The sequence below is a fragment of the Fructobacillus ficulneus genome (assembly GCF_001047075.2).
GTDB lineage: Bacteria > Bacillota > Bacilli > Lactobacillales > Lactobacillaceae > Fructobacillus > Fructobacillus ficulneus.
The window spans coordinates 366,184-377,780 of sequence record NZ_DF968005.1 but is presented as its reverse complement, the minus strand read 5'-3'; the positions used below and the strand labels follow the sequence as shown (position 1 = coordinate 377,780).

Annotated in this window: 14 protein-coding genes; 6 read left to right on the top strand and 8 right to left on the bottom strand. The window is 39.1% G+C overall.

What is annotated here, in order from left to right:
- Both AOQ29_RS07765 and relB read left to right on the top strand, forming a co-directional pair.
- A partial coding sequence (locus AOQ29_RS07765; RefSeq protein ID WP_158530768.1) for an alpha/beta hydrolase family protein occupies nucleotides 1-398 on the top strand: 398 nt, incomplete at its 5' end.
- A gap of 41 nt (nucleotides 399-439) precedes the next feature.
- Nucleotides 440-661, top strand: coding sequence for a type II toxin-antitoxin system RelB family antitoxin (relB, locus tag AOQ29_RS06385; protein ID WP_061993649.1), 222 nt, complete (start codon nucleotides 440-442; stop codon nucleotides 659-661).
- A gap of 170 nt (nucleotides 662-831) precedes the next feature.
- On the opposite strand, the gene AOQ29_RS06380 is transcribed toward relB, so the two are convergent.
- Nucleotides 832-2,046 carry an MFS transporter gene (locus tag AOQ29_RS06380; RefSeq protein ID WP_061993648.1) on the bottom strand — a complete coding sequence of 405 codons (1,215 nt, stop codon included), beginning with the start codon at nucleotides 2,044-2,046 and terminating at the stop codon, nucleotides 832-834.
- A gap of 172 nt (nucleotides 2,047-2,218) precedes the next feature.
- Here AOQ29_RS06380 and AOQ29_RS06375 point away from each other — a divergent pair, with 172 nt between their 5' ends.
- Nucleotides 2,219-2,698, top strand: a complete 480-nt coding sequence (locus tag AOQ29_RS06375) for a helix-turn-helix domain-containing protein (RefSeq protein ID WP_114675009.1) — start codon at nucleotides 2,219-2,221, stop codon at nucleotides 2,696-2,698.
- 56 nt (nucleotides 2,699-2,754) lie between these two features.
- Here AOQ29_RS06375 and fic read toward each other — a convergent pair whose 3' ends face one another.
- Together fic and AOQ29_RS06365 are read right to left on the bottom strand one after the other, a co-directional pair.
- On the bottom strand, nucleotides 2,755-3,384 hold the full coding sequence (fic, locus tag AOQ29_RS06370) for a protein adenylyltransferase Fic (RefSeq protein WP_061993647.1): 630 nt from the start codon (nucleotides 3,382-3,384) through the stop codon (nucleotides 2,755-2,757).
- Between the two features lie 292 nt (nucleotides 3,385-3,676).
- Nucleotides 3,677-5,056, bottom strand: a complete 1,380-nt coding sequence (locus tag AOQ29_RS06365; protein WP_061993646.1) for a DHA2 family efflux MFS transporter permease subunit — start codon at nucleotides 5,054-5,056, stop codon at nucleotides 3,677-3,679.
- Between the two features lie 116 nt (nucleotides 5,057-5,172).
- Here AOQ29_RS06365 and AOQ29_RS06360 point away from each other — a divergent pair, with 116 nt between their 5' ends.
- Nucleotides 5,173-5,784, top strand: coding sequence for a TetR/AcrR family transcriptional regulator (locus AOQ29_RS06360; protein WP_061993645.1), 612 nt, complete (start codon nucleotides 5,173-5,175; stop codon nucleotides 5,782-5,784).
- 85 nt (nucleotides 5,785-5,869) lie between these two features.
- On the opposite strand, the gene AOQ29_RS06355 is transcribed toward AOQ29_RS06360, so the two are convergent.
- Together AOQ29_RS06355 and AOQ29_RS06350 are read right to left on the bottom strand one after the other, a co-directional pair.
- Entirely contained in the window at nucleotides 5,870-6,616 is a 747-nt protein-coding gene (locus tag AOQ29_RS06355; protein WP_061993644.1) for a glucose 1-dehydrogenase, read from the bottom strand.
- Nucleotides 6,617-6,669: 53 nt separating this feature from the next.
- Nucleotides 6,670-7,671, bottom strand: a complete 1,002-nt coding sequence (locus tag AOQ29_RS06350; protein WP_061993643.1) for an NADP-dependent oxidoreductase — start codon at nucleotides 7,669-7,671, stop codon at nucleotides 6,670-6,672.
- Nucleotides 7,672-7,801: 130 nt separating this feature from the next.
- Between AOQ29_RS06350 and AOQ29_RS06345 the strand changes: the two genes are divergently transcribed.
- Nucleotides 7,802-8,377, top strand: a complete 576-nt coding sequence (locus AOQ29_RS06345) for a TetR/AcrR family transcriptional regulator (protein WP_061993642.1) — start codon at nucleotides 7,802-7,804, stop codon at nucleotides 8,375-8,377.
- 63 nt (nucleotides 8,378-8,440) lie between these two features.
- On the opposite strand, the gene AOQ29_RS06340 is transcribed toward AOQ29_RS06345, so the two are convergent.
- From AOQ29_RS06340 to AOQ29_RS06330, 3 genes are all read right to left on the bottom strand, one after another.
- Complete coding sequence (locus AOQ29_RS06340; protein ID WP_061993641.1) at nucleotides 8,441-8,830, bottom strand: hypothetical protein; 390 nt, start codon at nucleotides 8,828-8,830, stop codon at nucleotides 8,441-8,443.
- A 187-nt stretch (nucleotides 8,831-9,017) separates the two neighbouring features.
- Nucleotides 9,018-9,104 carry a putative holin-like toxin gene (locus tag AOQ29_RS08210; RefSeq protein ID WP_275936591.1) on the bottom strand — a complete coding sequence of 29 codons (87 nt, stop codon included), beginning with the start codon at nucleotides 9,102-9,104 and terminating at the stop codon, nucleotides 9,018-9,020.
- Between the two features lie 580 nt (nucleotides 9,105-9,684).
- The gene (locus tag AOQ29_RS06330) at nucleotides 9,685-10,503 is read right to left on the bottom strand and encodes an oxidoreductase (RefSeq protein WP_061993640.1); all 819 of its coding nucleotides are present in this window, start codon (nucleotides 10,501-10,503) and stop codon (nucleotides 9,685-9,687) included.
- 291 nt (nucleotides 10,504-10,794) lie between these two features.
- Between AOQ29_RS06330 and AOQ29_RS06320 the strand changes: the two genes are divergently transcribed.
- Entirely contained in the window at nucleotides 10,795-11,541 is a 747-nt protein-coding gene (locus AOQ29_RS06320; RefSeq protein WP_061993638.1) for a DUF1003 domain-containing protein, read from the top strand.
- Nucleotides 11,542-11,597: the final 56 nt, after the last annotated feature.

The window sequence follows — 11,597 nt, the reverse complement described above, 5'->3', positions numbered from 1 at the left end:
GCCATACCGACCGGTTCACCGCTGCCATCGTGCAACGCCCCGTGACTGATTGGGTTAATCTCTACCTAACCAGTGATATTGGTGTCCGTTTTGTGCGAGCAGAACTCGGTGCCGACTTGTACCAGGATACAAATGCCCACCAGCTTTACTGGGAAAAGTCTCCAATGGCCTACGCTGATAAAATTAAAACCCCAGTCCGCATCCAGCACGGTGACTTGGATTGTCGGTGCCCAGTCAGCCAGAGTGAATCCCTCTTCCGTGTTGTCAAAGGTACTGGAACCGATTGTGACTACATCCGTTATCCCGAATCATATCATGGATTTTCAAGAAACGGTATCCCTTCCCTGCGGGTTCAAAGATTCGAGGATATTGTGGAATGGTTTAACCGGTATGCCTAGTTGAATCGTTTAGTAAAATGTAGCCAGGTTGACTAAACCAAATGACAACTCTTACTCTGCATTTTACCGAAGAAGATTTTATTCAATTCGAGAAATTTGCCAAAGGTCATCATTTAACCCTGTCCGAATTCGCTAGAGATGCTATGCTAGAAAAAATCGAAGATGAACGAGACTTGTCTGATTTAGAAAAAACGCTAGCTAAGGACGATGGTACTCGGTATACGATGGCTGAAGTTAAGCAGTCTCTCGATTTAGAGTCCTAGTTGTACTTTCATTTTCAAATTTATATATCAAAACAGCCACCGAGTGTCTCAACGACATCTGGATGGCTGTTTTTGGTAGTCAAACAAAATATAGGTATCAATGGATTTTATTTCACTACTCTATCTCATGATAAAATCAATCATTGATTAAACTTGAAGTAAATTAAAACTTATTTTTCACGTCCTAATGGTGAAACACCAGCGCAAACACCTGCTGCTGCTCTTAGTAGTCCCGCTATTAAAATAACCCAAAACATTGAAATACCATTATTCAATAATACACCGCCAAACCACGATCCTATCGGAATTGAAGCATAAGAAAGCATTCTCGTAATAGCAACTACTCGACCTAACTTTTCATAAGGAACTGTGCGCTGTCGCAGAGTGAAATAAGTAATGACATTTATGGTTCCAAAAAAACTGACTAAGCCTAAAACAATGCCGATATATAGATAACTAGTATTAATTAATAATAGCAACGTACTAATTCCGGCAGAAAATGTACTAAGCGAAAGAATGAATCCTGCAGGAAATCGCTTAATAATATGTGTACTTATTGGACCAGCTGCTAATGCACCGATACCACCCAATGACAAAGAAACGGTGGCATCAATCAATGGATACCCTAATTCCTTTGTCATATAGAAAATATAATTCGCTTCAAACATATTAAGTGCAAAATTTGTGACAAAGAACATTAGTGAACCGCTTAAAATCACTTTCTGATGAATACTGTATACTAATCCGTCTAAAATATCTTTTTTAAAAATAGTCAGAGAGATTTTATTTTTATTGACTCGTCTATCGCTTGGTAAACAATATAAAATACTGGCAGAAATGATAAATGAAATAACGTCAAACCACAGCGCATTTAGGCCGTTAACCAGTGCAACAATACTTCCACCTAGTAAAGGTCCTAAAATTGTTAGCATGTTATCGATTGTTTGAATTAGTGCATTAGATTTAGCATAGTCATCTCGACTAATAATTTCTGGAATGATACTCTGAAAACTTGGATGAATTAATGGATCAATTGAAGCTAACAAAAAAATTGCCAAATACATAAGCGAGAAATCAATATGTTCAGTGCTTAAACTCAGTAATACAAAGCAACTGAATACTGCAGCTAACATGTTACCAATGATTAATGTCTTTCTCTTCGAACAATTATCAGCTATGACTCCTCCAATCAATGAAAAGAAAATCCAAGGAACAAATGAAACTCCAAAGGCAGTAGCAGCATGATAGGCTGAACCAGTTTTCCTCAAAATAATAATTGGCAGTGCCAAACGATACATCCAATCTCCGAGAGTGGATATTAAAAAGCTCCCCCACAAAAAATGAAAGTTCTTGTTCTTGTTTTGTCTGAATATTGAATTGGACATTTTGATTTTATCCCCCTTCATATTACTGCTGTTTATTGACAACGTCATAAATATTTATAGGAGAATAGTTTTTAGATAAAATTTACTTTCACCAGAAATAAACTTTGTTGAATATATTCATGATAGAATACCCATATTACAAAGAAAGATAATGTGCATATAGGTAAAATTAATGACTGAAATTGGTGAAGTATTTAGACTTTTTCGTAAAGGCAAAAACGTTACTCTGCAAGAAGCAAGCAGAGGAATTGTTTCGTATACATTTTTATCAAAATTTGAAAGAGGATTAACTGATATCTCTTTTATGCATTTACTAGAACTGCTTGATCGAATTAATGTTCAACTATCTGAATTTGAATTTTTATATCAAAAATCAAATAATTATACGAACGACCTACTTCCCACGCTACAGCGAGCATATCAATCATCGGATATTAATTCCTTAAAAGATCATCTCCGACTTTGGCAAAATCGATCTGATAAATTTTCAACTCTGCAAAGGTCCAATCAAATCGCCTTTCTTTTAGAAGATAATCCTCAATTTCTAGTGAACGAAAAAAAGTATTTGTTGAAATTTTTAAGTGAAAATGAAATACAAGAGGTATTTGATTTTGGAACATTAGAACTGAATTATTTGAATATATTCGACTAAAAAAGTTAAATATTTTGGCCCGAAACTAAGTATGTTGTAATGGCTTTTAATGTTCGTCATGGTCTACTCTCTTTTTCACGCCCGCCTAGGTCAGCTGTTTGATACAACTGATAACCTTCATAAGCATATGATTGATCAATACCCTTCATATAAATATCTCGGTTATTAATATCATTTGTGAGTACTTGGAAAATAATCGTTTTGATTTCCGTACTGCGGACAGGACTTCTTTCCATCGCTAACAAATAGTCCTCAGGATTCACCCCGGGCCAATGAATCACTTGGCCTAAAGATTCTTTCAATAACAAATCTAACCAAATTCTTGTAGCTCGACCATTCCCTTCTCGAAACGGATGAGCAACATTCATTTCCACATATTTGGCAATAATGTCATCGAACGATGCCTGTGGTAAATTATCAATCGAAGCAAGGGCATTATGTAAGTACATGACCGGTACGAAACGAAAGTTTCCTTTTGCTAAATTAACTTTTCTCTGTTGTCCAGCAAAATCATAAATATCTTGAAACAGAAAATGATGAATTTGAGCTAAACCGCGATAAGTACCGACCTCGATTTGTTCAATAAGACCAGAGTCATAAAGTTCTTTGGCTCGTTGCTTAGTCAACCGTTCTTCGGCTTCAGCCAAAGCAACATTACTTTTTAACCCTAACTTGTTATCAAGCATATTGTCACTCCTTTCCAATTTTTTTCTTGAGCTAAAAGTTTGTCGGCGAAAGTTACTAATTCTTCAATCGATAAATCGTTGATCCTGAATACCAGTACACTCAGCTACTTTGTGGTTAGGAGCAAAACTATTCAATACCATTCAGCCTTACGGTGTAAAATTATATCCGCCTTTTCTCATTTACTATATAGCATACAATTTCCACAAATTGCAAGCATCATTCACATACCAAAAACAGCCACCGAGTGTCTCAGTGACATCTAGGTGGCTGTTTATTTGATTAAGCTAATAGTTACTTTTGAACTTCTTTTGGCAAGAAGATGGCTGGGATAAACATAACCAGAGTCATGACGATTGCCAACCAAAATGCGTGTTGGTAAGCGACGATGTTAGCACCCAAAACTCGGTGAGTTGATAAGTAGGTGGCAACGATTGTTGCGATAACTGCTGACCCAAAGGCTCCACCAATGTTCTGGAAGATTCGAGCACCGGTATTGGCATGCGGAATCAAGTCCTTTTCCATGCCCAATAGGATGTTTGTCATCAGAGGCATGACGACCCCACCGACGCCGAGTCCACGAACAAAGAGAATGGCACCGACTAAGACAATATTGGTATGAGCATCAATCCAAACAAATGGTAATGTTCCGACCAAGGATAGTGTCAAGGCTAACCAAACTACGTAGCGGACACCAATTCGTTCGAGCAACCGTAACAATACCGGGCGCATCATTAACATACCCAGCCCTTGTGGCAGGAGCCAAAGTCCAGTGGCTAGAACACTCATGCCACGTCCTTGTTGGAAATATAAAGGCAAAATCAACATCGGCCCGTTCGTCACCATTCCAGCTAAGACTAAGTTAACCGTGGTGGCTGCGTAGACTGGAGACTTGAACAATGCCAATGGTAAGACGGCGTTGCCTTTTTTATAACGGCCCCAAAGTAAATAAACAACAGCCGCAATCAAGCCAATCGTAACATAAGTCCACGTATCAGAATTATTGAAAGTGGCTTTTTCACCAGCTTGAGAGAACCCATAAATGATAGTTGCAGAGGCAAAACCGAGCAAAGCAATTCCAATGGCATCGATTTTAGCTTCCCGATTGGATGCTGGAATATCCGGAATTTTCCAGTAGTTCAAAGCAGCCGCAATGATCATGATTGGCACGTTGATCCAAAAAACCCATTGCCAGTTACTGTATTGAACAACAACTGCTCCAATCACCGGGCCAAAGATTGGACCAGCCAGAATTGGCAGCATCACGACCATCATTAATTTTTGTAAATATTCCCGTGGTGAAATCATAGCCATCATTGTTGTGACCAAGGGTAAAAGTAACCCAGAAGCAAAGCCCTGAATAACTCGGAAGATAATCAGGGTGTTGATATCATGGCTTAATGCTGCTCCAATTGATGACAAGCCAAAGAAAAGTTCGGCGGTCAAAAAGACATACTTACCGTTAAAGTGCTGAATCAGCCAGCCTGATAATGGCACGGCAATACTGGTAGCCAACACATAGGCAGTGATAATCCATTGCACACTGCTCAAAGTCGTATTCAAATCACGGCCAATATCATTGATGGCAATGTTGGTCATCGTCGTGTCCAGCATTGGTGCCAATAACCCGAAGGCCAAAATCAAGGCCACATTTCGTGTTTGTTTGAAATCCATTTCCTATTCCTAGTTTCTATTTTTTTAATTTTCGTAACTAAACAAGAGTACTCCCTATTGGCCATTAAGTCAATAAGGTACAATTTGTATCTTATATTTTGTGCTAAAATAGTCGTATGGAAAAAAACGTTAAAACAAGAAAATGCGGATCAGTATTAAAAAACACAATTTTTAAGGTAACTCTCCAGCTTTTTGATGACCAGGGAATTGAAGCTGTGACCTTTAACAATGTCGCTCAAAAAGCAGAAACATCACGGAGTGTTCTCTACCGACGGTGGGATTCACCTCACAGTCTCCTCGTTGATGCCGTCCATAATTGGGCCCACGAAAATTCAGGCCTACCAGAACACTTTGATGAAAGTACATTCCCTGACACTGGTTCTTTGCATGATGACCTATTAACTCACGCTAAACTAATTACCAAATTACACGATAAAATGAACCAATACTTTGTTAAGCTTTCGATGTACCAGATGTTTAACAATGAAACCGTTGAGCATGATATGTTAGCAGAAGCCGAAACAGGAATTCTACGGTTAAGTACTCTTGTCGCTGAGCGGGCTATCGACCGTGGCGAACTAAAGCAAGTTCCCACCCCTGAAGTTCTGATGTTATTAGGTAATATCAGTCGGTACTACGCCTTTCTTAGTCCCGAACATAAACCAAGCCCAGAGTCTTTGATTGATCATATTGTCTTTCCGGCTTGGTTGGCAAATCAGGCCGAATGATTTCATTTTATCAAACAGAACCCCTTCAACAAATTCTTACTAATAAAAGAGACATCCGAATGGATGTCTCTTTATTTTGCTACGATTATCTTCCGCCGGCGACAACGCCACCATCCAATAGTAGTTCTGAACCAGTCGTGTACTGTGCTTCGTCCGATGCTAAGTAGGTCACTGCCTTAGCGACATCAACCGGTTGCCCAATTGTTGGAATGACATCTCCGGTATTAGTTGCGGCTGTTCGATACGCTTCTGGTAAGATGTCTGTTGCCACCAAACCTGGGTGGACAGAATTAACTCGGATATTTTTATCGAGTTTAATCGCTTCACTGGCGCCGGCTTTCGTCAAAGTTCGAGTGCCACCCTTTGATGCAGCGTATGCTCCGACGCCTGGCATCGGAACAGTGATGCCAAGAACAGAGGAAATATTGACGATACTACCCTGATCCATTTCGATCAAGGCCTTTTTGACCCCCAAGAAATTACCAGTCAAATTAATATCCATCACATTCTGCCATTCTTCTTTGGTCGTTTCCGTGATTAACTTTCCTGGCCCACCAACGCCGGCATTGTTTACCAAAATATTCCACTGGCCAAACCGAGCTTTTGTTTCTTGAACAACTCGGTTCCAATCTTCTTCGTTGCTGACGTCTTGCGGCAAATAGATAATTTGGTCTTCGGTACCCAATTCTTGAGCAACTTCTTGACCCAATTTTTCACGGCGACCAGTAATGACAACCTTGGCCCCTTCATTCAAAAAGTCCTGGGCAACGGCCTTACCGATACCTGAAATCCCACCTGTAATGATTGCTACTTTTCCGTCTAATCTCTTCATTTTTGTAAATCCTTTATTTATTTTGTAAGTGTAGTTATAATTTTAAAACTGATTTAAAAACTAATCAGCACTTTTCCGTTTGGATGACCATTGAAAACCAAATCTAGTGCTTGGTTGACCTCTTCAATGGTGAAAGTGTTCGGGTCAACACTGGGAACGATGTTCTTTTCTTCAATGATTCGAGAAATTTGTCGTAACTGGTCGCCACTACTGCGGACAAAGATGAAGTGATAACTAACGCCCTTCTTCTGCGCCTTTTTATCGTACTTAGCCCCAGCTAAAGTAAAGAGCATCCGCTTGGCAAATGAAAAATTATGGTCAACCGCAAATTTTTTATTTGGTCCCGTCTTTAATGAAAGTAACCGACCACCGGGTTTAAGGACGGCTAATTCGTGGTCGAATTCTGCTGGTCCTAAGGTGTCAATGACGTAGTCAATGTTTTGCAACTTTTCCCAATAATTTTCTGTTTGATAAGGTAAGTATTGGTCAACACCCATTGCTTGTGCTTGATCTGCAAACTGTGAACTACCACTAACAATCACTTTCAGCCCCATCGATTTTGCTAATGGAATGGCTAGTTGGCCAAATGACCCTGACCCACCAGCAATGAAGAGAGTCTTACCTGCTTCAACCTGGAGGTCTTCCAATAATCCTTGATAGGCAGTTAAGGCAGTCAACGCCGTTGCGGCCCCTGTTTTAAAATCAAGGTTAGTCGGCAAAAGACTAATTTCATCTGCCTTAATCGCCACATATTCGGCAAAGGCCCCAATTTTATTCAGCGGCATCCGGGCGTAAATCGAATCACCGACTTGGAAATCATAAACGTTAGACCCAACTTGGTCTACCACACCGGAAAATTCATTCCCCATTGTTGCTGGCAAGTCGTAGTCTTGGATTAGTTTGACGCTACCGGTTCCGATTAGTTTTTCTAATGGATTCACAGCCGCCTCTTTGACTTTAACTAAGACCTCATCGTCATTAATAGCTGGTACTGGGACTTCTCGGACATTTAAAGTGAAGTCTTTGCTGTATCGATCTAGTTGGGCTGCTTTCATTTTTAGCTCCTTGGTAACAGTTTATTGATTTTGTAACTGAATGAATCATAACTCGTTGAGTTACATTTGTCAAATAATGTAACTTTTATGGTAAAATAATAGGTATTAACTTATTAGAAAGCCTGCCATCATGATTAAAGAAAAAAATACTCGAGAATCAATTATCGCGACTGCTGGTGACTTAATCCTTAAATTAGGTAAAGCCGACATTTCAATTCCACAAATTGCGAAGGAATTAGGCGTCAGTCACGCGGCCATTTATAAACATTTTTCCAATAAGCAAGACCTTTGGGAAAGCGTTGCTATTGAATGGTTTAATACCAATATTTTATCGGAACTAAATAAAACGAACGATTCAGCTAATCCAGTCGAGGCACTGCACCAATTAATCTGGTCTTTCATCGACGTTAAGCGAAATGCCTACCGTGAAAATGAACAAATGTTTATTTTAAATACGCAATATATTGAAAACAACCCGATTGCCTTACGCCAAGTCTTAAAGGGTTTGTACATTAAAATCAACCAAATCTTGCAGTTGAAAGACGAGCAAACTGCAGAGGCCGAAGCCATCTTATCGACCTTTAGTCTCTTCACTTTGCCGAACTTTAAGGAGACTTGGTTTTTACCAGATTTTCAACAACGATTTGAAGACGTTTGGACATTAGTAGAACCAGGAATCGCTATGATGGTCGAGCAGAACTCTTAAAAAATAGAAAGAGCCTTAGAATTTATTCCTAAATTCCAAGGCTCGTGCTCATTTTCTTTTGAATTACCTATTCGGTAACTTGTTTGTTTTTGATTTAAAATACTTAATTTGCATGAATACTGGTATAAGTAAGCTTATCAGAACCCAATACAAATGACTGATGACGCTGATGCCAATGACAACAACCACGGCATAGTAGCAAAACCAGGAAAAATTAACCGTTAATTTTTCTTCCCAGTCGGGATCATGAGGCTTATTAAGTGCTTCATACCGAAAGCTAAAATAGATATTCTTACAAAATAGGATAATCGCCCGCCATTTAATACAGGCACTGATTAGCAAGACACCCATAAAAACAACAAGATTTCGACTGATCAGGAAACAGGCAAAAAGTACATAAGATAGGACAAGTGCTACTGTTTGGTTAGCATCACTAATTTCATTTTGGCTCACTGGTCTCTCCTTTACCAACGGGTCTTCGGTTTGTAGTGTTTCACTTTTTGAATCTTTGGTGCTATAATGAATTTGTAAAAAGAAACCGCTATGCTACTAGCGGTTTCTCCTAGCAAACCCGTGTAAACGGTGACTGTCCTGAATAGTTCAAAAGTAAACCATCAAGCCGATCAAAGCGAAAGATGGTTTACTTTTTTGGACTAATTTTTTCTATTAGTACAATCACTAGACGAATCAGCGCCAGGATAAACATCCCAAACGCTAACAGGTCCATAATGATATCCGTATTGGACATCAAGGCACTCCTTTCATCCAGAGTTTTGCATTCATATGCATCACCTCCTTCAGTCAGGACAGCCACCATCTTTACTTGTTTGCTATGCCTAAAAATATAACATGGTCTTTGGATTTTGCCAATTAAATTTTTTGATGTTATAATGTTGTTGCAAAAAGTAAATCACTTTTCAATTGAACGGTTTCTTCTTGCATCCCGTGTAAGCGATAGCTATCCTGAATAGTTCAAAAATGAACCAGCAAGCTCGCTAAAGCATTAGATATGGTTTACTTTTTTGGACAAATTTATCGAAACTTATCGATTAGTTCAATCGCAATACTAACTAAGTGTAAGGTGACACATTTCAAACGTCAATCTCATTAACCATGACGACATACGAATTGGACATCAAGGTTCTCCTTTCCTCAAGAGTTTTGCGTTCGTACACAACACCTTCTTAAGTCAGGATAGTTCAAACAGTAAACCACCCTAATTGCTCTAGCAAATGGGTGGTTTATTTTTTTGGACTAATTTTTGGAATTGGTACCACTGTTTCTTATTGTTCGTGCTACCAGTACTATTAGCCCAGCACGTGGCGCATAAACCAATCGAATAATTTACTAGGTAAAATTGTCCGTAACAAAACAAGTGGTTTAGCTCCGAAACCTACTAGGTACCGGGCTCTCGGGTGCTTTTTTTGAGAGGCTTTGGCAATTGTCTTCGCAATCAAATTAGGAGATGACAACCATTTACCGCTGTACTGACGCTTCAAACCAGCAGCAGTTCGTGAGGCAGCATCCTGGTATGGGCCATCTTGCGCCGATTCGATTAAATGATCGGCAGCAATTTCACCCCAAGCTGTTTTAATCAAACCTGGCTCAACTAAAACAACATCAATCCCAAAGGGTTTAACCTCCATTCGCAGGGAATCGCTAAATCCTTCCAAGGCAAACTTAGTAGCGTGGTACCATGCCCCAAAGTAACTAGCCATTCGACCGGCAACAGAGGAAACATTGATAATTTTTCCACTGCCTTGGTTACGCATGGTTGGTAAGACTAGCTGAATTAATCGAGCCGCACCAAACAAATTCACCTCGAATTGACGTTTCGCTTCTGACAAATTAACATCTTCGACCGCGCCATAAGACCCGTATCCCGCATTATTAATCAAAATATCAATCCGGTTTTCAGCAATCAAGATTGCCTCAACCGCCCGTTGAATCGATTCTTCATTTGTAATATCTAATTCGATTGGGCGAACACCAATTGCTTTTAAGTCATTTAGCTTGTTGAGTCGGCGACCAGCACCATAGACGATTTGACCACTTTTGGCCAGTAACTCGGCCGTTTGGTAGCCAATTCCACTGGTTGCCCCGGTAATTAAGATAACTTTTTGCATTTTTTTTACTTTTTAAACACTTTCATTATATTAGACGTTGTATATTTGCGCTGAGAGTCGTTAATTTTCCATTTGATGAATGAGTATCCATCCTTATAACTGTCAGCCCTATTTTTCAGATTCCAACAATTTAACCTATTCCAATATAGCATATTTCCTAGTAATTCTAATTTATTTTCGTAAATCAACAAATATTCCAACGAAAGAGCTATAATAGTATACATTGGGAAATATTTAGTCATCATTATGACATTGATGAGACAGAAAATACATATTGTGAGGGAGTTATTCATGAAAAAGAATGATCGCATAGACGACACGCTTTGGTGCTTAATTGACCAAAGAGAATACGATTTAATCGATGGTAATTTTCTGCATGAATTAGACCCCTTTATCAAAGAATCAATCCATAAGGACTTTCCGAAGGCGTCTGATAATAGCTTTATCTGTAGTGAACATTTAGTTCATTATCGTTTGAATAAAATGAACCGGATGATTAATGATGATCATCAAAAAAATAAGCAAATTAACGACCGGATGACCAAACTGATGTCCAGTGATGACTACAAAATCATCGATGTTGAAAAGCAGTTGGAAACCACTTTGACTTTCGGTCAAAAGGTCGCCGATGGCGTAGCCCGTTTTGGTGGAAGTTGGACATTCGTAATTTCCTTTATCTCAATTATCGTGATTTGGATTTTCATTAACGCTACCCACCTTTTTGGTCTGCATTTCGATCCATTTCCTTTCATTCTGCTTAACCTCTTCTTGAGTATTATTGCGGCTATCCAGGCGCCCCTTATCATGATGAGCCAAAATCGTTCTGGAAATTATGACAGAATGGAATCAAAGAACGATTACCACGTTAATTTGAAATCCGAAGAGGAAATTCGTCTCCTCCACTCGAAAATTGACCACTTGATCCAACAAGACCAGCCTAACAACTTGCAAATTCAAAAGATGCAAATGGAAATGATGGCTTCCATTAATAACCAAATTGCAGACTTAAAAAAAGAGCAAGCGAAGCTGAAACATTAAAATTAGATTGTTTGTCTGTCAATAATCGGAATCATTCGACTTTATATTATATCAGG

Excerpts from the sequence above, each read along its gene's own strand:
- relB (WP_061993649.1), top strand. The coding sequence starts at position 440 with ATGACAACTCTTACTCTGCATTTTACCGAAGAAGATTTTATTCAATTC.
- AOQ29_RS06380 (WP_061993648.1), bottom strand. The coding sequence starts at position 2,046 with ATGTCCAATTCAATATTCAGACAAAACAAGAACAAGAACTTTCATTTT.
- AOQ29_RS06375 (WP_114675009.1), top strand. The coding sequence starts at position 2,219 with ATGACTGAAATTGGTGAAGTATTTAGACTTTTTCGTAAAGGCAAAAAC.
- fic (WP_061993647.1), bottom strand. The coding sequence starts at position 3,384 with ATGCTTGATAACAAGTTAGGGTTAAAAAGTAATGTTGCTTTGGCTGAA.
- AOQ29_RS06365 (WP_061993646.1), bottom strand. The coding sequence starts at position 5,056 with ATGGATTTCAAACAAACACGAAATGTGGCCTTGATTTTGGCCTTCGGG.
- AOQ29_RS06360 (WP_061993645.1), top strand. The coding sequence starts at position 5,173 with ATGGAAAAAAACGTTAAAACAAGAAAATGCGGATCAGTATTAAAAAAC.
- AOQ29_RS06355 (WP_061993644.1), bottom strand. The coding sequence starts at position 6,616 with ATGAAGAGATTAGACGGAAAAGTAGCAATCATTACAGGTGGGATTTCA.
- AOQ29_RS06350 (WP_061993643.1), bottom strand. The coding sequence starts at position 7,671 with ATGAAAGCAGCCCAACTAGATCGATACAGCAAAGACTTCACTTTAAAT.
- AOQ29_RS06345 (WP_061993642.1), top strand. The coding sequence starts at position 7,802 with ATGATTAAAGAAAAAAATACTCGAGAATCAATTATCGCGACTGCTGGT.
- AOQ29_RS08210 (WP_275936591.1), bottom strand. The coding sequence starts at position 9,104 with ATGGACCTGTTAGCGTTTGGGATGTTTATCCTGGCGCTGATTCGTCTA.
- AOQ29_RS06330 (WP_061993640.1), bottom strand. The coding sequence starts at position 10,503 with ATGCAAAAAGTTATCTTAATTACCGGGGCAACCAGTGGAATTGGCTAC.
- AOQ29_RS06320 (WP_061993638.1), top strand. The coding sequence starts at position 10,795 with ATGAAAAAGAATGATCGCATAGACGACACGCTTTGGTGCTTAATTGAC.